This window comes from Kitasatospora sp. DSM 101779 (assembly GCF_025655475.1).
Taxonomy (GTDB): domain Bacteria; phylum Actinomycetota; class Actinomycetes; order Streptomycetales; family Streptomycetaceae; genus Kitasatospora.
On the sequence record NZ_JAHTIK010000001.1, the window covers coordinates 8,172,924 to 8,195,217 of the forward strand.

17 protein-coding genes and 2 pseudogenes are annotated in these 22,294 nt (G+C 71.5%); 10 read left to right on the forward strand and 9 right to left on the reverse strand.

Annotated features, from left to right (window positions below; genetic code table 11):
• Positions 1 to 51: 51 nt before the first annotated feature.
• Together KSNIM_RS37425 and KSNIM_RS37430 are read right to left on the reverse strand one after the other, a co-directional pair.
• Positions 52 to 1,275 carry a glycosyltransferase family 4 protein gene (locus KSNIM_RS37425; protein ID WP_263107643.1) on the reverse strand — a complete coding sequence of 408 codons (1,224 nt, stop codon included), beginning with the start codon at positions 1,273 to 1,275 and terminating at the stop codon, positions 52 to 54.
• Positions 1,272 to 4,085 (reverse strand): O-antigen ligase family protein, encoded by a 2,814-nt coding sequence (locus tag KSNIM_RS37430; RefSeq protein ID WP_263107644.1) that lies wholly within the window; start codon positions 4,083 to 4,085, stop codon positions 1,272 to 1,274. Before KSNIM_RS37430 ends, KSNIM_RS37425 begins: the two co-directional genes overlap by 4 nt.
• Positions 4,086 to 4,281: 196 nt before the next feature.
• Here KSNIM_RS37430 and wecB point away from each other — a divergent pair, with 196 nt between their 5' ends.
• A complete protein-coding gene (gene wecB, locus KSNIM_RS37435) occupies positions 4,282 to 5,394 on the forward strand; it encodes a non-hydrolyzing UDP-N-acetylglucosamine 2-epimerase (protein WP_263107645.1) in 1,113 nt (370 codons plus the stop codon).
• On the opposite strand, the gene KSNIM_RS37440 is transcribed toward wecB, so the two are convergent.
• Positions 5,321 to 5,503, reverse strand: a complete 183-nt coding sequence (locus tag KSNIM_RS37440) for a helix-turn-helix domain-containing protein (RefSeq protein ID WP_263107646.1) — start codon at positions 5,501 to 5,503, stop codon at positions 5,321 to 5,323. The two genes, wecB and KSNIM_RS37440, sit on opposite strands and share 74 nt — an antisense overlap.
• A gap of 153 nt (positions 5,504 to 5,656) precedes the next feature.
• Between KSNIM_RS37440 and KSNIM_RS37445 the strand changes: the two genes are divergently transcribed.
• Positions 5,657 to 6,967: a glycosyltransferase family 4 protein gene (locus tag KSNIM_RS37445; RefSeq protein ID WP_263107647.1), complete on the forward strand. Its 1,311-nt coding sequence runs from the start codon at positions 5,657 to 5,659 to the stop codon at positions 6,965 to 6,967.
• Positions 6,968 to 7,186: 219 nt separating this feature from the next.
• Here the strand turns inward: KSNIM_RS37445 and KSNIM_RS37450 are convergent, their stop codons facing one another.
• The 5 genes from KSNIM_RS37450 to KSNIM_RS37470 are packed head-to-tail and all read right to left on the reverse strand — an operon-like array spanning position 7,187 to position 13,124.
• On the reverse strand, positions 7,187 to 8,554 hold the full coding sequence (locus KSNIM_RS37450; RefSeq protein ID WP_263107648.1) for a nucleotide sugar dehydrogenase: 1,368 nt from the start codon (positions 8,552 to 8,554) through the stop codon (positions 7,187 to 7,189).
• Complete coding sequence (locus KSNIM_RS37455; RefSeq protein ID WP_411543827.1) at positions 8,554 to 9,687, reverse strand: Gfo/Idh/MocA family oxidoreductase; 1,134 nt, start codon at positions 9,685 to 9,687, stop codon at positions 8,554 to 8,556. Before KSNIM_RS37455 ends, KSNIM_RS37450 begins: the two co-directional genes overlap by 1 nt.
• Before the next feature lie 35 nt (positions 9,688 to 9,722).
• Positions 9,723 to 10,973 (reverse strand): DegT/DnrJ/EryC1/StrS family aminotransferase, encoded by a 1,251-nt coding sequence (locus KSNIM_RS37460; RefSeq protein WP_263107650.1) that lies wholly within the window; start codon positions 10,971 to 10,973, stop codon positions 9,723 to 9,725.
• Positions 10,966 to 11,679 carry a sugar transferase gene (locus tag KSNIM_RS37465; protein WP_263107651.1) on the reverse strand — a complete coding sequence of 238 codons (714 nt, stop codon included), beginning with the start codon at positions 11,677 to 11,679 and terminating at the stop codon, positions 10,966 to 10,968. Before KSNIM_RS37465 ends, KSNIM_RS37460 begins: the two co-directional genes overlap by 8 nt.
• Positions 11,676 to 13,124 carry an SDR family NAD(P)-dependent oxidoreductase gene (locus KSNIM_RS37470; RefSeq protein ID WP_263107652.1) on the reverse strand — a complete coding sequence of 483 codons (1,449 nt, stop codon included), beginning with the start codon at positions 13,122 to 13,124 and terminating at the stop codon, positions 11,676 to 11,678. Before KSNIM_RS37470 ends, KSNIM_RS37465 begins: the two co-directional genes overlap by 4 nt.
• Positions 13,125 to 13,131: 7 nt before the next feature.
• Between KSNIM_RS37470 and KSNIM_RS37475 the strand changes: the two genes are divergently transcribed.
• Entirely contained in the window at positions 13,132 to 13,353 is a 222-nt protein-coding gene (locus tag KSNIM_RS37475) for a hypothetical protein (protein WP_263107653.1), read from the forward strand.
• Between the two features lie 330 nt (positions 13,354 to 13,683).
• Here the strand turns inward: KSNIM_RS37475 and KSNIM_RS37480 are convergent.
• A pseudogene (locus KSNIM_RS37480) lies at positions 13,684 to 14,494 on the reverse strand (IS5 family transposase).
• Between the two features lie 767 nt (positions 14,495 to 15,261).
• Between KSNIM_RS37480 and KSNIM_RS37485 the strand changes: the two are divergent.
• The 7 genes and pseudogenes from KSNIM_RS37485 to KSNIM_RS37515 all read left to right on the forward strand — a co-directional run.
• Positions 15,262 to 15,504 (forward strand): annotated as a pseudogene (locus KSNIM_RS37485) (glycosyl hydrolase family 28-related protein); the annotation flags it as partial.
• 38 nt (positions 15,505 to 15,542) lie between these two features.
• On the forward strand, positions 15,543 to 15,713 hold the full coding sequence (locus tag KSNIM_RS37490) for a hypothetical protein (RefSeq protein ID WP_263107654.1): 171 nt from the start codon (positions 15,543 to 15,545) through the stop codon (positions 15,711 to 15,713).
• 161 nt (positions 15,714 to 15,874) lie between these two features.
• Positions 15,875 to 17,377, forward strand: coding sequence for a polysaccharide biosynthesis tyrosine autokinase (locus tag KSNIM_RS37495; RefSeq protein WP_263107655.1), 1,503 nt, complete (start codon positions 15,875 to 15,877; stop codon positions 17,375 to 17,377).
• A 16-nt stretch (positions 17,378 to 17,393) separates the two neighbouring features.
• A complete protein-coding gene (locus KSNIM_RS37500; RefSeq protein ID WP_263107656.1) occupies positions 17,394 to 18,062 on the forward strand; it encodes a hypothetical protein in 669 nt (222 codons plus the stop codon).
• Positions 18,063 to 18,139: 77 nt separating this feature from the next.
• Complete coding sequence (locus tag KSNIM_RS37505; protein WP_263107657.1) at positions 18,140 to 19,354, forward strand: DegT/DnrJ/EryC1/StrS family aminotransferase; 1,215 nt, start codon at positions 18,140 to 18,142, stop codon at positions 19,352 to 19,354.
• A gap of 232 nt (positions 19,355 to 19,586) precedes the next feature.
• The gene (locus KSNIM_RS37510; RefSeq protein WP_263107658.1) at positions 19,587 to 20,147 is read left to right on the forward strand and encodes a hypothetical protein; all 561 of its coding nucleotides are present in this window, start codon (positions 19,587 to 19,589) and stop codon (positions 20,145 to 20,147) included.
• An 88-nt stretch (positions 20,148 to 20,235) separates the two neighbouring features.
• Positions 20,236 to 21,954, forward strand: coding sequence for a DUF4012 domain-containing protein (locus KSNIM_RS37515; protein WP_263107659.1), 1,719 nt, complete (start codon positions 20,236 to 20,238; stop codon positions 21,952 to 21,954).
• Positions 21,955 to 22,294: the final 340 nt, after the last annotated feature.

Sequence of the window (22,294 nt, forward strand, 5' to 3'; positions counted from 1 at the left end):
GCACCGCCTTGCGGGCGAGTCCTGCCAGCGTCGGTCCCGTCGTCGGGCCCGTCATGCCGGGTGCTCCGGGCGGCGGAGCCGCCTGCGTGCCGCGTGGGTGGCCGACATTCGGTGGTAGAGCTCGTTCACCTGGTTCACCGTCCCGGTGATGTCGAACTGGCGGAGTGCGAGTTCACGGCCGCGGCCTGCGAGCTGGCGCCGCGCCGCAGGGTCGGCGATCAGCTCGTTCACGGCCTGCGCCAGGGCGGCCGGATCGGCCGGCGGGATCAGCAGACCGGTCTTCCCGTGCCGGACGGTGTCGGGCAGGCCGCCGACATTGGTCGCGACGACGCCCTTGAGCATCAGCATCGCCTCCACCACCGTGTAGCACGCGGACTCGTCCATCGACGGGTTCACCAGCACGTCCAGTCCAGCCATGACCGAGCTGATGTCGGAGCGGAACCCGGTGAACCGGATCCGGTCGGCGACGCCGAGCCGAGCGGCGCGGTGCTCCAGTTCTCGCCGGTACTTCCCGTCCCCGATCAGCTCGTCGCCGACCACGAAGAACCTGGCGCCCGGATGCTGACGGAGAATCAGTGGGACGGCGTCGATGAAGACCTCGTGCCCCTTGACGCCGATCTCCCGGAAGTCCCGGAACGTGCTCGGGTACATGTAGGCGACCATGCCGACCGTCGGTGTGTCGTCGCTGATCTTGAACTCCCGGCGGAACGGATCCGGTGGTGTGGCCGGATCGAACCGGTGCACGTCGCAGCCGTAGTAGCTGACCGCGACCGACCGCGCGCCCATCGCCTGATAGCGGCGCGCGATCTCCTGGCATGATCCGAGCACCAGGTCGTCTCGGTGCAGCGAGAGCCGGTCCAGGATGCGAAACGGCGCCATCCGCAAGTGCACCAGGCCCGGGACCTGGGACACCACGAGCGCGGACCGCCAGCCGATCGAGGCCACCCGGCCCGCCAGCATCGCGATGATCAGATGCGAGTGGATGACGTCCGGCCGGTACTCCCTGACGAATCGTGTCAGCCGCCACTGTGCGCGGAGCAGGCCGGGCAGTTGCCTGATCCGCCGGGAAAGGCCGAACGGAATGATTTCCACCCGTACACCGCCGATCTCTCGCAGCCGGTCGGCGAGCGGACCCTCGCGCGGCAGCACCGCGCACACCTCGTTCCCGAGCTCGGCCAGGCCCCGCACCTGGTCGTGAAACCAGCTGCCGCCGACCGCCGTCGAGGTGATCTGCAGGATCCGCAGCGGCGGCTTCCCGCTCTCCGGTCGCCTCATCGCGTCACCTGACCAGGCGCCGGCACCAGGCTGCCGGCTGTCACCGGTTCATTGGCCGGCACCAGGCTGCCGGCTGTCACCGGTTCATCAGCCGCTGCCGGTTTCGCGGCGAGGACGATCAGCACGAGACCGGACAACAGGGTGGGCACCAGCAGCACCTCGCCGAACACCGAGCAGATCCCCGTACCGACCATGGCCAGGAGCGCCGCCTCACCCGCATGATCACCCGATCGGAGCGCGGTCCACGCCCGGCGGACGCCGAGCGCGGCCAGTGAGCCGAAGCCGATCGCGCCCACCAGTCCGGTCTGCGAGAGCACCGTCAGGTAGGTGTTGTGGGCGAAGTCGAGGAGCGGGAACTGGAGGAACATCACGTTGTAATGACCCGTGGCGTGGTAGAAGGCGGGCAGTTGCCCCGCGAAGTTCAGATAGCCGACACCGAAGAGCGGGTGCGCGTCGAACATCCGCAGCGCGCTGCTCCACAGATCGAGCCGCACCGCGGAGTCGGTGTCCAGCGTGCTGCCACCGAGCACCAGGCCGAACCGGGCCGCGATCGCGGCGGGCATGAGCGGTACCAGGCAGGCCGCGCCGAATCCCAACGCCAGGATGCCGCGCAGCGCCCGGCGATAGGCGTAGACCACCAGCATCGCGATCCCGGCGAGATATGCCGCGCGGCTCAACGAGTATGCGATCCCGATGGTGAGCACGACGATTCCGCCGCCGATCGCCCACCTGTGCAGGCGTGGCCGGATCGTCTGGAAGCGCGCCAGCAGTACGGCCGCCGCCATGATGAACAGTGCGGCCACGGCGTTGTGGTTGGCGATGCCCGGCTGGGTGATGGCCAGGACGGCGCTGTCCGCCGCGGCGAGGTCCGTGCGGGCCGCGAAGACGGAGTCGGTCCGTGCGATCTCGATCACGGCAAGGATCACGCTGCCGCCGCAGAACACCAAAAGCGCCCGGTCGAGTGTCGGCCCGGGTCCGGCGACGAGCGGCAGCAGCAGCAACGGCGCGCAGGCCAGCAGCAGGTACTGCCAGGTCCCGGTGCCCAACCGCGTGGTGCCGCCGGCCACGGCGGTGGCGGCGACCAGGCAGCCGACCGTGCCGACGGTGATCAGTGTGCCGGCCGGCCTCGGCCTGACGATCTCCCGGCCCGTGAGGGCGCGGTTGAGCAGGCAGACGAGCATCAGCGCGACCAGCCGGTTCGAGGTGACGAGTGAAGACCCGACGGTGGACTGCGACAGCGGGATCACGGCCGCGAGGGTGTAGAGGCCCACGTTCGGGGTCAGCACGCAGGTCAGCACGATGACCGTCAGCCCGCTCGCGATGGTTACGGGGCTGGATGCGGTCGCCAGATATCCGACCGTCGCCGCGGCCAGCAGTGCCGCCGCGGCCAGAGGTGCTCTGTCGGCCAGGACGCCCGCCGCCCGCCACGAGTGCGCGTGCCGGCGTGCCTCGCCGACCAGCCCGGTCAGCGCGGCCCAGACCGGTCGGGTTCTCGGCTCTCGCCGTTCTTGCCGCACCGACGGAGCTGACGGACGGGCGGCCGCCGGCCGCTTCCCGGCAGCGTGCCCGGAGCGGACTCGCGACCGGATGGCGCGGCCGAGCAGCGCGGCGAACACCAGGAATCCGGCCGAGTCGGCGGCACCGGCACCGACCGCACCGAAGGAGGTGGTCAACGCCCCGAGCAGCACGACGTTGACGACGGCACCCAGGGCGGTCGCGATGATCACCGGCCGGAGCAGGTCCGTGGCCGCCAGATAGGCTTGGAGTGAGCGACCCGCGCTGAACAGCACCAACCCGGGCAGGACGACCCAGATCACCGGAACCGCCGCGGCGTACAGCGGCCCGTAGACCGCGGGAACCACGAAGGGCGCGGCCACCGCCGCCCCGGCGGCCGTTACGGCGGCGACGCCGAGGACGGTCCGGGTGATCCGGGTCACCGCGTGCGCGTCCAGCGAACCCGACGTCGCCTGGGGGAAGATCATCAGCGCTACCGTGGTCGGCATCAGGAGCATTCCTTCGGCCACCGGCAGCGCTACCACGTACATCGCGACCGCCGTGGACCCGGCCAGGAGCTGGATCACTGGCACGTCGAGGCGCAGCATTCCGTAGTGAATGAGGTTCGGCAGATAGGCCCTCAGCGCGAAGCTGCCGAAGGCCCGGGCCGGCACCCGTTCGCCGTCGGGGTGCACGCGTACGGTGGCGGCGACCAGGAGCGCGGTTGCCGCCGCCAGATGCCCGGCGAGTGCCGCCAGGAAGCAGCTGGTGACGGTCAGCGATCCGGTTGCCCGCAGGCCGATGACTCCGGCGAGGTAGCAGAGCGAGGGGAGTGCGGTCGCGAGGTAGTACGTCATGACCCGGCCGCGGCCGATCTCCGCGGTGCCGAGCAGCGTGGTCAGCAGGGTCGCCGGGCACATGGCCGCCGCGAGCAACGCGAACCGGAACGGCAGGCCGAGCAGCAGCACCGGCCAGTGATGACCGAGCAGCAGCCAGAGCCCGGCGGCTGCCGAACCGGCGATCAGGGAGAACGCCAGGCTCCCCCGGACGATCTGACGGAACGCCGTGTGCGAGGTGCCGGCGAACCGGGCGTTGGCGTTGTCCATGCCGAGGACCGTCAGAATGCTGAGAACGGCAGGGGCGGAGACCATGAGGGCGAGCATTGCCCGGCCATGGACCCCCAGGTCGCGGGCGGCGATCACGCCCGCCACGAAGCTCATCGCCGTGGCCAGCAGACGGGTCGTCAGCGTGCCGCCGAGCACGGCGGGGCTCATCCCGGGCAACCGGCAGCGCAGGCTCTCGATGATTCGCCGCACCAGGAAGTGACCTCCGAAATCGTCATCGGGGACAGGAGTGGGAAAGCCGACGGGCATCCCCTCGGCGTGTACACATCGTCATAGCACGAACACGCACCGTAGCATTCGTTTTCGGCTGCCGGGCGAGCCGGGGCACAGCCATGTGCCGCCGGGTGGCTCCCCGGCACAATGACCGGCGCGACAGGGAGAAGCCATCGTGAAGGTGCTCAGTGTGGTCGGCACACGTCCGCAGCTCATCAAGCTGGCCCCGATCGCATGGGAGCTGGCCGCGCGCGGCGACGACCACCTGATCGCGCACACCGGCCAGCACTACGACCACCTGCTGTCCCAGTCGTTCCTGGACGACCTCGGCCTCCCCGCGCCGGACGTGAACCTGGAAGTCGGCTCGGCCCCGCACGCGGAGCAGACCTCCCGGATACTGGCCGGGCTCGCTCCGGTCCTCGCCAAGGCGTGTCCCGACTGGGTACTGACCTACGGCGACACCAACTCCACCCTCGCCGGAACCCTTGCCGCGGCCGCGACGGACCTGCCGATCGCGCATGTGGAGGCAGGGCTGCGATCCTTCGACCGGCGGATGCCCGAGGAACGCAACCGGATCGTCGCCGATCACCTGGCCGACCTGCTGCTCGCACCGACCGCGGCGGCAATGGCCAACCTGGCCGCCGAGGGCCTGGGCGCCCGCGCGGTACTCGTCGGCGATCTGATGCTGGACACACTGAAGACGGTCAGGGACCGGTCCGCCAGGCCCCGCGGGGACGAACCGCCCCCGTTTCTCACCGAGAGCCCCGGTCCGTACCTGCTCGCCACGGTGCACCGGCAGGCCACCACCGACGATCCCGAGCGGCTGGCCGCCGTCGTGGCCGCGCTTGCCGCCTGCCCACAGCCGGTCTGGCTGCTGGTGCACCCACGGCTCGCCGCCCGGTGCGGCGCGTTCGGCATCGACCTTTCACGCGGAGCGCTGCGGGCGGTAGACCCCCTGCCCTATCGGAGCATGATTGCCGCGCTGGCCGGGGCAAGCGGACTGATCACCGACTCCGGCGGCCTCCAGAAGGAGGCACTGGCGCTCGGCGTCCCGTGCTCCACCCTGCGCGCCGAGACGGAATGGCCGGAGACACTCCACGACGGCTGGAACGTCCTGGTGCCCGACCCCCGCGACCTGCCGGCGGCGGTGGCCCGGCCGAGGCCCGCCGGCGAGCCACCGAGCCCGTTCGGCGACGGTGGGGCCGCAGCCCGGATCATCGCCGCGCTGACCTCACGGACCGGCGCCGCAACCGCGCCCGGCGCGCCCCCGGCCCTGGCGACGACGTGATGTCCTCCCGGACGCACCCGAACGTGCGCGACGGCTCGGCCGTCTGCGCATCGTCCGGGTAGAAGCGGAACTCGCAGGCCGCCTCATGTGAGCGGCCGTCATGGCCCACGGCGGACGCCGTCAGATCGCGATCACGCGTGGGCGATCACCCGCCAAGACGCCATCACCGCCTTGGCGGTGGCCTGACATTCCCCGTCCCGCTACGCGCGGGAGTTTCGTTTCCTCCCCGGCTGAAGCCGGAAGTACCCCCGAAGGAGCCCGGATGAGGATCTGGATCTTCAACCACTACGCGGCGCCACCCGACTGCGCGGCCGGCACCCGGCACTACGATATCGGCCGGGCACTGACCACGGCCGGGCACGAGGTCACCGTCTTCGCCAGCAGCTTCAGCCACTTCAGCAGACGCGAGGAGCGGCTCGCGCCCGGCGAGAGGACCGCCATGCGGACCATCGACGGCGTCCGCTTCCTCTGGGTCCGCACACCGTCCTACCTGAGCAACGGATACCGACGGGTGCTCAACATGCTCGCCTACACGGCCCGGGTGCTGCCGGCGCAGCGCCGCCTGGAGCGGCCGGACGTGATCGTCGGCTCATCGGTCCACCCCGCGGCCGTGCTCGCCGCCTGGCTGGCGGCCCGCCGCCGCCATGCCCGGTTTGTCGTCGAGGTGCGGGACCTGTGGCCGCAGACCCTGATCGACATGGGCGCGCTACGCCCGAACGGGCTGCCCGCCCGCCTGCTCCGGCTCGCCGAGTCCTTCTCCTACCGGCGGGCGTCCGCCGTGATCTGCTTGCTGCCCGGGGCCGCCGGCTACCTGGAGGCCCGCGGCGTCCCGCGCGACAAGATCCACTACGTGCCGAACGGGATCAGCGAACAGCCCGGGGCCGACGGCACCGGTGAGCGTGCCCTCCCCGACCTACCGGACGCGGGCAGCGGGGCCGCTGAGCTGATCGAGCGGATCAGGCGCCTTCGCAAGGACGGCTTTCTCACCGCTGGCTATCTCGGCTCGCACGGCCCGGCCAACGGGATCGGCACCGTCGTCGAGGCTGCGGCCGAACTGCGCACCAGGGGAGCGCGGGTGGCCGTCGTGCTGGTCGGCGACGGCCAGGAAAAGGCCGCGTGCCAGCAGCTCGCCGACCGCCACGGTCTGGACAACGTGCTGTTTTGGCCGCCAGTGCCGAAGCAGGCGGTACCGGCCGTGCTGGCGGAACTGGACGTGACGCTGTTCTGCGTGCGCGACGTCGCCGTGTTCAAGTACGGCCTGAGCAGTAACAAGCTGTTCGACTATCTGGCGTCCGGCAGACCTGTGCTGTTCGCGAGCAACGCGCCGGGCGGCCCGGTCCGCGAGTCCGGCGGCGGCCTGTGCGTGCCGGCCGAGTCGCCGCCGGCCATGGCCGACGCGCTGTCCGCGCTCGCCGCGATGGGCGAGACCGAGCGCAAACGGATGGGCGAACTCGGCCGCCGATGGGTGTACCTGAACCACGGCATGACCGCACTGGCCGACGCGTTCCTCGCCGCCGTCTCAAAACCGTTCGAACCGTCCGAGGGCCGCCCGGTCACCGACGTACGCGCGTGACCTCCGGACATCGCCGGCGCCGGCTTCGGCCGGCTGGCGGAAACGGTGCGGACGGCGGCGGTGGTGACCGCCGCCGTCCGCACCCACACGCGACGCCTGTCGGTGACTGCCCACTGCCCGCGCCGGACCGGCCGAGCCCTCATCTCAACGGGCACCGGCCCGGCCCGCCGCCCGGGACCGGGCCGTGGACCGGTGGCGACCGGTCGATGTCGCCGCTGGTCAGGTCACGGTCGGCGCCCCCGCGAAGGCGTACTGACCGTCCCGGGCCATGGCCTCCGGCCCAGGACTGGCCGTGCCGCCCGTTCCGATGGCCAGCCGGGGTACGCCGGACCAGAGCGCCGGATCGGTCACCGATCTGCCGTCCAGCAGCGCGGCGACCCCCGGTAGGTCAGCGGGCCCGATCCGGGCGTACTCCGCATGGTCCGCCTGCACGATCGCGACATCGCACGGCTCGCCCAGGTGGTAGGGCCGCAGGCCGAGCGCGGTCAGCTCCGCGTCGTCGTACAGCGGGTCGTGGACCAGGGGGACCGCGCCGTGCTCGGCCAGCGCGCGGACGACCGGCAACACGCCGCTGAACGCCGTCTCCTTCACGCCGCCGCGGTAGGCGGCGCCGAGTACCACGGCCCGCCTGCCGCGCAGATCGCCGGCCAGTGCCACCAGCATCCGGACCGCCCGGGCCGGCATCGCGTCGTTGATCTCGCGGGCCAGTACCGGCATCCGGGCCGCCGGATCGCCGACGGCGTACAGCCAGGGGTAGACCGGGATGCAGTGCCCGCCGACCGCGATCCCCGGCCGGTGCAGATGGCTGAAGGGCTGGCTGTTCGCCGCCTCGATGATCGGCAGCAGATCCAGCCCCGCGTCCTGCGCGAAGCAGGCGAATTCGTTGGCGAGCGCGATGTTGACGTCGCGATAGGTGGTTTCGGCCAGCTTGGCCAGCTCGGCCGCCTCTGCCGAACCGAGGTCCCAGACCCCGTTGGGACGTGGCAGGTCGGGCCGCTCGGTGAAGCGCAGCACGGAAGCGTAGAACGCGGACGCGCGCTCCCCACTGGTCCGGTCGATACCGCCCACCAGCTTCGGGTACCGGGCCAGGTCGGCGAAAACGGTACCGCTGGAGACCCGCTCCGGGCTGTGGCAGACGCCGAAGTCGGTGCCCGGGCGCAGCCCTGATGCGGCCGCGAGCCGCGGGGTGATCCGCTGTCGCGTGGTGTGCACCGGCAGGGTGGTCTCGACGATCACCAGCGATCCACGCCGCAGACCGGCGCCGACCGCGTCCACGGCCGCGTCCAGTGCCCCGTAGTCCGGCCGCCGGTCGGCGCCGATGACCAGCGGCACCACGATGACGATCAGCTCGCTGTCGGCCACCGCGGCCGCGGTGTCCGTGGTGGCCCGCAGGGTCCCCTCGCCCGTGACCTCGGCGAGCAGCCCGGCGAGACCCGGTTCGCCGGGGAACGGCGGCACGCCGGCCGCCACGGCGGCCGCCACCCGGGGATCGATGTCGGCGCCCCTCACGTGATGTCCCGCGGCGGCGATCGTGACCGCGAGCGGCAGACCGATCTTGCCCAGCCCGACCACCGTGACCATGGCCATCAGAAGAACCTCCGTGAGTTCAGGGCCGGTACGTAGCCCGCGACCAGTACCGGCAGGTCCCCGTGCGATGCGGCGGACGGCTCCGCGCGCGCAAACGCGGCCCCGGGCACGGCACCGTCCTCGCCCGGCCGCGGCGGGACGACGGCAACGACCCGCTCGGGGCCGGGAGGGGCGATATCGGCCCCGCCGTGCGGCACCTCGACGCCGACCCGCGGCGCCGAGAGGATGGCGCTGGTGACGTCCATGACCTCCACGCCGGCGCGCATGGGCACGATGTGCTCGGGCCGGCCGTGCACGGCGGCTACGAAACCCTCGAGCTCGGCCCTCAGCGGCTCGTGGGCGGCCAGCTCGCAGGCAATGCCCCGGTCGTCGGCCACCGGCCCGGCGGCCCGGTCGTCGGGTGCGGAGCGGAGGTCGTGGCGGTGCAGCCGGAGTGCGAGAGCCAGCAGGTCGCCGCGCAGACAGCCGAGTTGGCCGGTCACCGTCACCAGCCGCTCCTTGACCGGCGACAGCCAGTTGACCAGGTGGTTGACGACAGTGCCGTCCTCGAGCACACCGGCGACCGCGGCCAGGTCCTCGTGGCTGCTGCCACCGGTGACCTGGTTGGTCACCGCCGACACTTTCAGGTACGGCGACCCCGTGATCCATCGGGTCAGATCGATGTCGTGGCTGGCCAGATCGAGGATCACCCCGACATCGCGGATGCGCCGCGGGTACGGTCCCTGGCGGCTGGTGGTGACCTGGAGCACGGTGCCGATCTCGCCCCGGGCGATTCGGTCCCTCATCGCGCGGACCACCGGGTTGAACCGCTCGATGTGCCCGACGCAGCCGACCAGCCCGGCCCGCTCGAAGGCATCCGCCAGCGCCCGGCCCTCCTCGGCGCTCGCGGCGAGCGGCTTCTCGATCAGGGCGTGTACGCCTGCCTGGGCCAGCCGGGTGCCGATGTCGGCATGCGCCAGCGTGGGTGCGGCCACCACACAGATGTCCAGGCCCAGACCGAGCAGTTGGTCCAGGTCCGGGAAGACCGGCAGGCCGGCGACGGCGTGACGGGCGGCCTGCGGGGCCGGATCGCAGGCACCGATCAGACGTACGCCGGGCATCGCGGCCAGCACCCGGGCGTGGTGCCTGCCCATCGTGCCGAGCCCGACAACCCCGGCGCGGAGCGCGGTCACCGGTCACCGACCGGCTTCGGGGCGCTCACCGCGTCCAGCGGCACGCCCCCCGCAGCGGATGCGCGGCCCGCCGGAACGGCAGCGGACGGCACCGAGACGGCACCGGGCGGCGCCGCCGCGGCCCGGCCCACCGCGGCGATCACCGCGTCGGCGATCTCCGCCACGTCGGCCTCGGTCAGACGGTGGTGCACCGGGACCGAGAGCATCGCCTCCGCGACCGCCTCGGTGACCGGCAGCTCGGCAGGCCCGCCGTCCGCGATCGCCCCCCCGCCCGCGCCGCACCGCGCGAAGAGCGGCTGCCGGTGCACCGGCGGGAAATAGACCCTGGCCTCGATGCCCCGGCCGAGCAGGTCCGCGAGCACCCGGTCGCGGACCTTGGGCAGCAGACAGGTGTACAGCATCCAGGTGCCGCGGGCCTCGGGCGCCTGGTACGGCGTGGTCAGGCCGGGCACCCCGGCCAGCCGCCGGGTCAGCGATTCGGCGATCGCGCGCTTGCGCTCCAGGATGCCGTCCAACCTACGGAGTTGCACCCGGCCGATCGCGGCCTGCATCTCGGTCAGCCGCCAGTTGTGGCCCAGGCTCTCGTGCCGGTACAGCCCGGTCTGACCGTGGTTGCGGAGCAGTTTCAGCCGCTCGGCGACGTCCGGGTCGTCGGTCAGTACGATGCCGCCTTCACCGGTGGTGATGTTCTTGGTCGGCGTGAAGCTGAACATCGCCGACCGGCCGAACGTGCCGACCGGCCTGCACCGGTACTCGGCACCGGCCGCCTGCGCGGCATCCTCCAACAGTGACACCCCGGCTTCGGCACACAGCCCCGCCAGTGCGTCCAGGTCGCCGGGCTGCCCGGCATAGTGCACGGTCAGCACCGCGCGGGTGGCCGGTGTGAGTCGGGAGGCGACCACAGCCGGATCGAGGTTGAAGGTCTGCGGGTCGATGTCGGCGAACACCGGCCTGGCACCGACGTGGCACACCGCGGTGGCGGTGGAGACGAAGGTCATCGACGGAACGATCACCTCATCGCCAGGGCCGATGCCCTCGGCGAGCAGCATCGCGTTCAGCGCGGCCGTGCCGGTGCAGAACGTCACGCCGAACCGCGCCCGATGGCGGTCGGCGAACTCCTGACCGAAGGCTTCGTTCTCCGGGCCGTTGGTGAGTACACCGCTGCGCAGCACGCGGCGTACCGCGTCCAGTTCCTCCTCACCGAGGTCGGGGCTGGCGAGCCGGATCCGGGCGTTGTTGTCAGGCACCTAGGGTCCTTTCTGGTGTGCGAGCGATCGGATCGCCGTCGTGGCTGGCGGTGGCGCCGCCCCGCGCCAGGACCGTCCAGACGGTGCGCAGGAGGATCGTCAGGTCGAGCAGCAGGCTCTGCCGGCACAGGTACTGCAGATCCCACTCGATCCGTTCCGGCCAGCTCAGTTGCTGCCGTCCGCGTACCTGTGCCAGGCCGGTCAGGCCGGGTGTCGCCCGCAGCCGCAGCCTCTGCCGGTCGGTGTACCGGCCAACCTGGTAGAGAAGCGTGGGCCGGGGGCCGACCAGGCTCATCTCACCGCGCAGCACGTTGATCAGCTGTGGCAGTTCGTCGATCGACAGCCGACGCAGCAACCGGCCGACCGCGGTCACCCGTGCGGTTCGGGTACTTTCCGGCGTGGCCGCGCCGCCCGGCGGATCCCCCATCGTCCGCAGCTTGAGCAGGACGAACAGCTGTCCGTCGCGGCCGACCCGGCGCTGCCGGAACAGCACCGGCCTGCCGTGCGCGAGTAAGTGCGTCAGCGCGGCCGCCGCGCAGATCACCGCGGCCGGCCCGATCAGCAGGCAGGTCACGACGAGGTCGAACTGTCGCTTGCCCTGGTAGGACGGCCGGCTGCTGGCAGCGGTGGCGAACGCCGGCCCTGCGGTGGCGGCCCGGACGGGCGTGTCCGCGCCACGTCGGCGCCGCGTCCCCCGCGCGGTCACTGGCCGGCCTCCGCTGGTTCGGGCGTCGCGGGGCGGGCAGGTAGTGCCGCTGGTTTCCCCGGCACCGGTTCTGGCATCGGCGCCGGGCCGGGCGCGGCGGTGAGCCGGACGAGGGCCGCGCGCACCTCGTCGGGATCGGTGAGGTGACTGATGTCCGTCACCTCACGGGGTTCGAGCGCCGGTACGGGCACCTGCCTGACCAGCGGGTGCTGTGGCCGGTGGTCGCGCTCCCCGGCGCCCAGCAGGTCCTCGACCAGCTTCTCGCCGGGCCGCAGCCCGGTGAACACGATCTCGACCCGGTGCGACGCCGTGGCCGCCATTCGGCGCGCGAGGTCGGCGATGCGGACCTGCTCGCCCATGTCCAAGACCAGCACCTCGCCGCTGTGCCCCACGGTCACTGCCTGCAGGACCAGCTGAACGGCCTCGGTGGCCGTCATGAAGTACCGGGCGACCTGCGGATGCGTCACGGTGACCGGGCCGCCCGCCGCGATCTGCGCGGACAGCGAGTCGAGCAGGGAGCCGCGGCTGCCCAGCACGTTGCCGAATCTGACCGACACCCAGGTTCCCGGAGCCTGATCGGCCATGTGCGCGGTCAACCGCTCCGTGATCCGCTTCGAGGTGCCGAGCACGCTCACCGGGTCGGCGGCCTTGTCGGTGGAGATGTTCACGAAGGACTGCACACCGCAGGCGGCCGCCGCTCGCAACACGTTCAGCGTGCCGGCCACATTCGTCTTCAGCGCCTCCGACGGGTACCGCTCCAAGAGGGGGAGATGCTTGACCGCTGCGGCGTGGAACACGATCTCCGGCCGGGCCTGCGCGAACACCTCGTTGATCCGGGCCGTGTCTCTGATGTCGGCCAGCACGGTCTCGTCGGAATCGAGCAGCGCACGGCCGTGCAGCGCGAGCTGGATCGCGTGCAGGGCGGATTCGTCCCGGTCGAGCATCACCAGTGCCGCGGGGTGCAGCCGGTGCAGCTGACGGCACAGTTCGGAGCCGATCGAACCGCCGGCGCCGGTGACCAGGATTCGCCGCCCGGCGAAACGGCTGGCAGCCGCCGTCAGGTCGAGGCGGATCGGCTCGCGTCCCAGCAGGTGGGTGATCCGCGGGTCGCGGACGCCGTCGATTTTGGCCGAGCCGGAGACCAGCTCGTGCACCGGCGGAATGACCTTGGCCGTCAGCTCGGCTGACTCGGCCAGCGACACCAGGTCCGCGATCACCCGACCGTCGCCGCGCCCGCCAGCGATCGCGATCACCACGATCTGGGCCCCGGTCTCGGCCGCGACCTCGGCGAGCCGCTCCCGGCCACCTCGCACCCGGACACCGCAGATCCTCAGCCGGTGCTTGCCCGGGTCGTCGTCCAGCAGGGCAACCGGCTGATACCGCGCGCCGCGCTGGCCGGCCAGCCGGTGTACCAGCTGGGTGCCCGCACTGCCTGCGCCGAACACGATCACCTTGACCGCAGCCGGTGCCGGCCGTCTCGGCCTGCGCCGGACGGCGGCGACCGCAGCCCGCGCGGTGATCATCCCCAGGGCGCTGACCATGGCGGTGATCTCCGCCGCGGCCGACTCTCCGCCCATCAGCGGGAGCCGGTCGCTGCCGACGGTCTCCAGGCACAGCGCGGTCAGCCCGGCGGTGCCCAGCACGGCGCCTAGCTCCGCGCCGCTCTCCAGCTGAAACCGCCCGGAGTACAGGCCGCATACCGCTCCGGCCAGGACCGCGGCCACGGAGGTGACGAGGCAGGCGAAGACCACAGGACCGCTGACGGCCGACAGGCCGGTACCGCCTTCGCCGTTCGGGCCGACGATCAGCAGACTGCACGCCCAGGCGAGTGCGTCGGCGGCGGCCCACGCCACCCGCGCGCGACGGCGAGCGGCAACGTGAGACCGGCCGACGGCGTCGGCAGGTGGCCGCTCGCGGTCGGTCTGCTCGGCGGCTGCGGCAGGGCGGACCACCGCATGACTGGCACATTCCCCGTGCAACGTGGCTCCCGACTAAGAAATCATCTCATTTGGTGAGTCTTCGGTGGCAGATGATCGCCGCGGCGATGGTGGCGAAGGCCGCGAAGTGGTCGGCCTCGCGTTCGTAGCGGCGGTGGAGTCTGCGGAAGCCGCCGAGCCAGGCGACGGTCCGCTCGATGACTCAGCGGTGCCGGCCGAGGCGGCCCGAGGACGCAACGCCGCGACGGGCGATGCGTGTGCGATCTGCCGTCTCCGCAGGTAGGAGCGGATGAAGCGGTGATCGTAGGCTTTGTCGGCGTGGAGCTTGCCAGGCCTGCGCCGCCGGGGCCCGCGGCGGGAGCCGATCGGCGAGATCGCCTCGACGAGCGGGATCCGTGCCTGGCTGTCGTGCAGGTTGGCACCGGAGACCGCAAGGGACGGGGGCAGACCGGTGCGTTCGGTGAGCACGTGGATCTCTGACCCGAACCTGCCCGATCGGCAGGATTCGGAGGACCTGTCAGCTCCCCTTTTTGGTGGCGCGCACGTTCACCGAGTCGACCGCGCACCGCGCACCTGGACCAGTCCAGTTCGCCCCGGGCGCCGAGTTCGTCCAGGACCAGGCGGTAGAGCTTCGCCCGTACCCGGGCCGCAGTCCATTCGGTGAACCGCCGGTGCGCGGTCGGCCCGGACGGTCCGAAACAGGGAGGGAGCTGGGCCTATGTGCACCCCGACGTGGCCACGAACACGATCGTGGCCAGCACCTCACGGTCCCCGTGGCGGCGTCGGCCGCCGCCCTGCGGCCGCGCCGGCGCCGCCGGCACCACCCGCTGGAACGGCTCCCACAACTCAGCCGACACCAGGCGCTCCACAATCGTCACGCGAGCAGCGTATAGGCCCGAATGAGATGACTTCTAATCCGATGCCGATGGCCGGCAGCACGATTCTGATCAGACTCCGTTCGTCCACATCTGCACCCTAGGACGAGAGGTCGATCCGCCTGCCCAGCCCGTTGGGGAGATTCGTGTAGCGACAGCGGAAAATCGCCAAGCGAAGGCGAATTCACATTCGTAGGGCGATTCAAGCTTTCGGTCAGGTAGTCTCCGGAAGGGATGAGATCGGCCGGCGAAGGCCGGTGCCTCCCTGTGGCCGCACGTCCCCGCGTCCCGGCCGCAGGCCGGCCGGGGCGAGACCACCCGCTCCCAAATCCCCGCTTTTACAGGTTCGTTCGTGCATGGCGTGTCACTTCCGGAATGCGGTGTCGATCCGCTTTGATTGCCCACTGGATCCTTCGCCGTGGACCACATGCAGCGGCTGGGCTCCGGGTCGATGCCGCGGGGGCGCCAATCGGTTCGGTGGCGCCGAGCGAGCCGGGTGTGCGTGGGCCACCGCGCTCCGACCCGGCGAGCAAATCTGAAGGCCGGTTGGGAAGGGATTGCCGCCGGCTCTCCGGAGCAGCACCGGGCCGGCGTCGTGCTGTACGCCGACTCGTGCAGGTTCCCCACCGTAGAAGACAGGAGACTTCGGGATGGACAGACGCAGCTTTCCGGCCGGCAGTGTGAATGCGGCAGGCCTCACCACCGGTGCGGGGGCCTGGTCTCCGCGGCCGCCCGTCGTGCCGTGAACCCCCGCGAGCGTCAGCGTCAAAGACTCCGGCGCTGTGGGCGACGGCGTCGCGGACGACACCGTCGCGATCCAGACCGCGGTGGACCGCGGCGACCCCGTTGTACGGTTACCCGCGAGAACATACAAGATCACGGCTCCTTTCAGGCTCCGCTCGAGCCTCACCCTGGTCGGCGACGGCATGGCATCCACCGCCATTAACCAGACCGGGGCCGGCGCCCACGGACTGGTCGGCGCGGACGGGAATTCGTGGTCGTCCGAGACTTGATGATCTCCAGGCCGAAGGGCACCGCAGCGTCCGACGGCATGCACATCGCCAGCGCCAAGGCCGCCAACATCGGCATGTTCTATCGGCCCATGTCCAATGTCATGATCCGCCGGTTTCCCGGCTCCGGGTCGGCGGTGCAGGACCCAGTCATGTGCGACCTGACGAACGTCACCGCGAACGAGTGCGGCGCTGCCGGATTCGACCTTTAAGCCGGATCGTTCATTCTCCGTTCAAACGCCCCGCCTGTGGTACTGGTACGAACCGCGCCCGATGTGGCAGGGTAGTGGAACGACTACTGATGGTAATGTTGATCATTAGCTGGGATTTCTGACCGCGCACCTGCAGACACGGTGAAGAAGGCGAGACGGGTATGGCATTGCGGAGTCTCCTCGGATTGATCAGGGATCGTTGGAAGCTCATCGTCCTCGTGACCTTGCTCGCCGGAGCCGTCAGCGCGGGCTTGACCGCGCGGGCGGCCCGCACGTACTCCTCCAGCCTCACCTTCCTGGTCTCGGCACAGGTCGACTCGTCCAATGTGATGCAGGCCTACCAGGCGGGCCTCCTGTCCCAGCAGAAGCTCGAGTCCTACGCCAACCTGCTGACCGGCCCGATGCTGGCAGCTGCCGTGGTCAAGACGGGTGAACTGAAGCTCAGTGCGCCCGAGTTGCAGTCGCGGATCTCCGCGAAGGCGGTCCCGCAGACGGTGCTGCTGCGGGCGACCGTGACCGGCGACTCGCCAGCGCAGGCGCAGGAGATCGCGCGTGTGATCGCGGTCGTCTTCCCGCAGCAGATCAACCAGCTGGAGCGTCCGGAGACCGGCGGGGCGTCCACAGTGGTGATCCGGGTGGTCGCCCAGCCCAGCTATTCTCCCGAGCCCGTGTCGCCGAAGCCGGTCCGCAACCTTGCCGCCGGCCTGGCCCTCGGCCTGCTGGCCGGGCTCGGCCTGGCCGCCATCGCCCGCACGCTGGACACCTCGCTCAAGACCGCTGAGCAGGTCGCCCATGCGCTCGGCGGGAAGCCGGTACTCGGCGCCATTCCGTACGACCCGGCCGCGCGGGGCACCCCGGTGCTGTACGACGCCGATCTGGTCGGTTCGAGGATGGAGGCGTTCCGCAAGCTCCGGATCGCCTTCGGGTTCGTCCAGGTTGACGCGCCACGCAAGGTGATCATGTTCACCAGCGCAATGCCTCATGACGGCAAGAGCACAACGGTCTGCAACCTGGCGGCCGCGCTGGGCACGGCCGGCACCAAGGCGATCATCGTCGAGTGCGATCTGCGCAGGCCTCAGGTCGGCAGATACCTCGGGCTGCCGAACGGGGCCGGTCTCACGGACATCCTGCTCGGCCGCGCCTCCCTGGACGACGCCGTCCAGACCTGGGGCGACGACGACGTGGACGTCCTGACCAGCGGCACGCTGCCGCCCAACCCGGGCGACCTGCTCGGCTCCCAGCGGATGGAACGGCTGATCGAGGAGCTGCGATCGCGCTACGAGGTCGTCATGCTCGACCTGCCGCCGACGCTGGCCTTCGCGGACGCTGCCGCGGCGGGCCGGCACTGCGACGGCGCGATCGTCGTCGCCCGGCACGGCCGGACCCGCGTCGAGCAACTGCGCAGGGTCGTCGAATCGCTGACCGCGGCCGGCACTCCGGTGCTCGCCGGGGTGCTGTGCATGGCGCCTCAGCGACGGGACACCGACGGCGGCTGGCTGTACGGCTACCGCTACTACCAAGCCGACAAGCCCCGCAGATACGGCGCCCTGGTGGCCCGTGCACGCGCCGAACGCACCAGGACCGGCGCGGGCGCCCCGGCGGGTGGCCGTCAACTCCCTGGCAGCGCCGTGGACGCGGACACGGCTCCGCCGGTCGCGCACTGACCACGGCCGGGCCCCAGTGACCACCTTTCGCCTCCGCTACGTCTGCACCGCGAACCTGTGCCGATCACCCCTGGCCGAACGGATCACCGAGCTGAGGATGCCGCCCGCTGCCGCCGGGCAGCCGTGGCTCGCCGTGACCAGTGCGGGCACCCACGGCCAGGACGGTCTGCCGATGCATCTGCCGGCCGCGGAACTCCTGACCGGGATCGGCGCCGATCCGGCCGGGTTCACCAGCCGCCGGTTGACGGCCGCCATGGTGGCCGGCGACGACCTGGTGCTGACCGCCGAACTGGCGCACCGGGACGCGGTCATCGCCCTGTGTCCGACCGCCTCCCGACGCACCTTCCTGATCCGCGAGTTCGCCCGGCTGGTGCGCCACCCCCCGGTGACCGGCGGCCTGCACGCACCACGAGCCGCCGACGGGCCCGCGGCCGAGCAGGCAGCGCGGGCGCGGGAACTGGTAGCGGCGGCGGCCCGATACCGCGGCCGGATGCCCTGGCAGGAGCCGGCCCTCGACGAGATCGCCGATCCGGACGGCACCGAAGCCGTGCTCACCGCGTGCGCCAAGGACATCGACAGGGCGGTGACCCAGATCGTCACCGCCCTGCTCGGCCCGCCACCGCAGCCCGCCACCGTGCCGGTGCAGACCATCATCCCGATCGACGGAAGGGGCTCGCGATCATGAACCCAGGGGCCACCGAGACAGCCGCAGAGCTTGAGAACAGTCCGGCATCCCCCGCGCGGCAGCGGCGGACGGGACCGGTGGTGCCTCCGGCCGCCGGCGCCGACCACGACCCAGCCGAGACCGTCCGCGCCGACGTCTCCACGGGCCCGCCGGGTCGAAAGGAGCACCGGATCCGGATCAGCGAGCCACTGCTCGGTGTCGAGGAGGAGACCGCCGTCCTCGCGGTGCTCCGGTCCGGACGGTTGACCAGCGGCCCCCGCGTGGAGGAGTTCGAACAGGCCTTTGCCGCGGCCCACGGTTTCGCGCACGCCGTCGCGGTCAGCAGCGGGACCACGGCGCTGGTCACGGCACTGCGCGCGCACGGCATCGGGCCCGGCGACGAGGTGATCACCACACCGCTGACCTTCGGAGCGACGCTGAACGCGCTTCTCGAGGTGGGTGCCGCCACGCGATTCGCCGACATCGACGACGACTTCCTGCTGGATCCGGCGGCCGTCGCCGCCGCGATCACGCCGCGGACCCGGGCCATCATGCCGGTCCACCTCTACGGCCTGCCGGCGGACATGCCGGAAATCACCAGGCTGGCCGAGCGCCACGGGCTCACCGTGATCGCGGACGCCGCGCAGGCACACGGCGCCCTGGTAGCCGGGCAGTCCGTCGCAGCCGCCTCGACGGCGACCTTCTCCATGTACGGCAGCAAGAACATCACCTGCGGCGAGGGCGGCGTGGTCACCACCCCCGATGCCCGGATCGCCGACCGGCTGCGGCTGATCCGCAACCACGGCATGCGCAACCGCTACGAGCACCTGATGGCCGGCTCGAACTACCGGCTCACCGAGATGCAGGCCGCGATCGGTTCGGTCCAGCTCGGCCGCCTGCCCGAGATCAACCGCAGGCGCGCCGCCCACGCGGCCCGGCTGACCACCGGCCTGGAGGGCGTCCCCGGGCTGATCACCCCTCGGCAGCCGGCCGACCGGCTGCACGTCTGGCACCAGTACACCGTCCGTCTCACCGACGATGCACGGGCCGGGCGTGACGAAGTGATCGAGGCGCTGGACCAGGCCGGTGTCGAGGCGCGGGTGTTCTATCCGCGGCTGGCCTTCGACCATGACTGCTACCGCGACCACCCCCGGATCGCGCGTGGCGACACACCGCGCGCCGAGCTGATCTCCCGCCAGGTGCTGTCCCTGCCGGTCCACCCCCGCCTGACCGACACCGACCTCGACCGGGTGATCGACGCCGTGCGGCGGACGCTGGTAAGCCCGGGCCCCGAGCCACACCCCAAGCCCTGACGTGCCGTCCGCGGAGTAGCTCGTTCCGGTCAACGGTGACCGCCATCCGCCGGTCACCAGTGAGATTCACCGCGACCAGCGTGTTTACGTGGGGATGCGCATTCTCTGGATGCATCGCCGGCCATGCGGCCGAGTACTCGGAAGGAATCCTTCAATGAATAGCAGATCCGTGGTAGCAGAGGACAGACGCTCCACCGGTTTCCGAACAACCCTGCGGTGGGATCGTGGCTCCTTGGGAATCCTCATCGTGTTCCTCATCTCGGCCCTGGGCGCGGCGTTGGGCGCAGCGCCGTCGGCCCAGGCCCACCGCCCACCGGGCATCGCCTATCCGCCGTCCTCGTGCGCGGCAAGGGTGAGCACCGCGCTCGTGCCCCAGGGCGGATCGCTGACCGTCCTCGGCTGCGGCTTCGCCCCCCAATCGCCGGTGTCCATCGACGTCCTGAGCTCGGTCGTCCATCTGACGACCGTCCGCGCGGACCGCAATGGCGACGTGGTGGCGGAGGTGACCCTCCCCAAGGCGATCGAAGAGGGCCCGCACACGATCCGGCTGACCGGTGAGAACCCGGACGGGACCGAGCGTGTCCAGAAAGTGGGCATCGAGGTCTGCGAAGACGGGCACGGAGCACCGCCCTCCCCGCCGGCGGGTACCGGAGGCCATGAGGCCGGCGGGCTGGCCGGGACGGGGCTCTCCGGCACGACCTTCACCGTGGTCGCCGCCGGGCTTCTGCTGAGCGTCGGAAGCCTGACCCTGCTCCTGGTCCGCAGCCGTCGTCGGCGGGCACGTGCGAGCTGAGCTCACTCACCGGGCGGATGAGCCCGAGCAGGCGGCCGGGCCGACAAAGCGCCGTAGGCCCGGCCGCCAGATCCTTCTCGGGGCCGCCGTGATCCTCCTGCCCCTGGCGGCACTGAGCGGCGGTGTGCTGCTCCAGGCACGGGCGGTGCACGCGCACCTCTCCGCAGCGCAACAGGACGTTGCCCGGCTTGCCGCCACGTTCGAACGCGGCGCGACGCCCTCCGAGCACGAGCTGGCCTCACTCAGGGAGCACACCGGCGCCGCCCGCCGGGCGACCTCCGCGCCCTGGTGGACGGCGCTCGGCGAACTCCCGCTGGCCGGCCGACCCTTCCGCACCGTGCACGGCATCAGCGTGGCCGCCGACGAGGCGGCCACGCAGGTGCTACCGGACGCGGTGCGGCTGCGCGAGGTGGCCGACCCGGCCCGGATCATGCGCCAGGACGGCGGCGTGGAACTCGAGCGGCTGGCGGCGGCCGAGCCGGTGCTGGCCCGCATCGAGACGAGCCTCCAACACATCGGGCACAACCTGACCGCGCTGCCGGGCGCCACCGGCATCGGCAGGCTGGACGCCGCGCGAGCCAGACTGACCGCACAGGCGGCGCACCTGACACGCTCGGCCGAGAGTGCCCGCACGGCGGTGCGGCTGCTCCCCCCGGTGCTGGGCGAATCGAGCCCGCGTTCGTACTTCTTCGCCTTCCAGACCAATGCCGAGGCCCGCGGCACCGGCGGCCTCGTCGGCGTCTTCGGCATCCTCACCGCCGACCACGGGCGGATCGCCGTTCACGATCTGTCCTCCGACGACGCGTTGACGTCCGCCCCCGAACCGGTCGCCGACCTCGGCCCGGACTTCGAGAGCAGGTACGCGGCAGGCGACAGCACCCGGCTGATGGCCAACTCCAACCTCTCCGCGCACTTCCCGTACGCGGCGCAGATCTGGACCGGCTTCTGGCGCCAGAAGACCGGCCAGCAGCTGGACGGGGCGATCGCCACCGACCCGGTGGGGCTGGCTCGACTCCTGGAGGCCACCGGCCCGGTGCAGCTACCGGGCGGAGAACAGCTGACCGCCGCCAACGCGGTCGCGCTCACCGAGAGCACCGCCTACACCCGCTACACCGACAAATCAGCCCGTAAGGGCTTCCTCATCCAGGCCGCCCAGTCGGTCACCGAGGCCCTGCTGCACGGCCGGCACGACCCGGTCGCACTGCTACGGGCACTGCACCGGCTCGCCGACGACGGCCGACTGCGGATGTGGAGCACCGACCCGCACACGCAGGAGGCTCTCGAGGACACCGAACTGGCCGGCAGCGTGCCGCAGCGGGACGACCCCTACGCGGCTCTGGTGGTCAACAACTCCGCCGGAAACAAGCTGGACTACTATCTGGACCGGTCACTGCGCTACGAACTGGCGCCCTGCGTCGCCGGGATGCGCGAGAGCCTCATCCGCGTCCGGCTTGCCAACAACGCCCCGGTCTCCGGCCTGCCGGAGTACGTCAGGCTCCGCTCCGACGACCGCACGCACCCGCATTCGCCCGGTTCCACACGGATCTGGGTCTCGCTCTACGCCACTGTGGGAGCGCAGTTCAGGGGCGCCGAGCTGGACGGACGACTGCTGCCGATGTCGCTCGAGACCGAACGCAGCCACCCGGTGCTGGCCAGCGAGGTCGAACTCGAGCCGGGCCAGGTACGGGAGTTGGTCATCCACCTGCGCGAACCCGCCTCGGCCCGGCCACCGATGGTGCCGGTACAGCCATTGGTGCGGCCGCAGACGACCCAGGTGGTCGCCGCACCGTGCCAAGAGCCGAACTGACGCCACCGCGGCCGGTTGCAGCCCGGCGCGGTGTCGACGCCGACGTCGAGGCCGCAGCGCCCTCCGAGCCCACCGCAGGCTCCACCAACAGGGGCGGGCCGGCTGTTGTGTGTGGGGGGCGGGTAGGGCGCGGGCGAGGAGGACCACGTTCGCGACCATCACGGCGAGCACCAGGCCTGCGGCCCGGGAGAGCAGGATCCCGGCGCTGATGGCCAGCGCGGCGCACAGGGCCCGGGCGGGTGGTGGCGGTGTGGTGCCATTGTGGCCGCCCGCCGGCTGTCGCCGCGCTGTCTCCCGCACCCACGAGGACACGGAGGCCCGGCCCGCGCGAGGACACGGA

Coding starts and splice junctions, on each gene's coding strand:
- KSNIM_RS37445 (WP_263107647.1), top strand. CDS start 5,657: ATGAGGATCTGGATCTTCAACCACTACGCGGCGCCACCCGACTGCGCG.
- KSNIM_RS37450 (WP_263107648.1), bottom strand. CDS start 8,554: ATGGCCATGGTCACGGTGGTCGGGCTGGGCAAGATCGGTCTGCCGCTC.
- KSNIM_RS37495 (WP_263107655.1), top strand. CDS start 15,875: ATGGCATTGCGGAGTCTCCTCGGATTGATCAGGGATCGTTGGAAGCTC.
- KSNIM_RS37425 (WP_263107643.1), bottom strand. CDS start 1,275: ATGAGGCGACCGGAGAGCGGGAAGCCGCCGCTGCGGATCCTGCAGATC.
- KSNIM_RS37455 (WP_411543827.1), bottom strand. CDS start 9,687: ATGGGCAGGCACCACGCCCGGGTGCTGGCCGCGATGCCCGGCGTACGT.
- KSNIM_RS37490 (WP_263107654.1), top strand. CDS start 15,543: ATGCACATCGCCAGCGCCAAGGCCGCCAACATCGGCATGTTCTATCGG.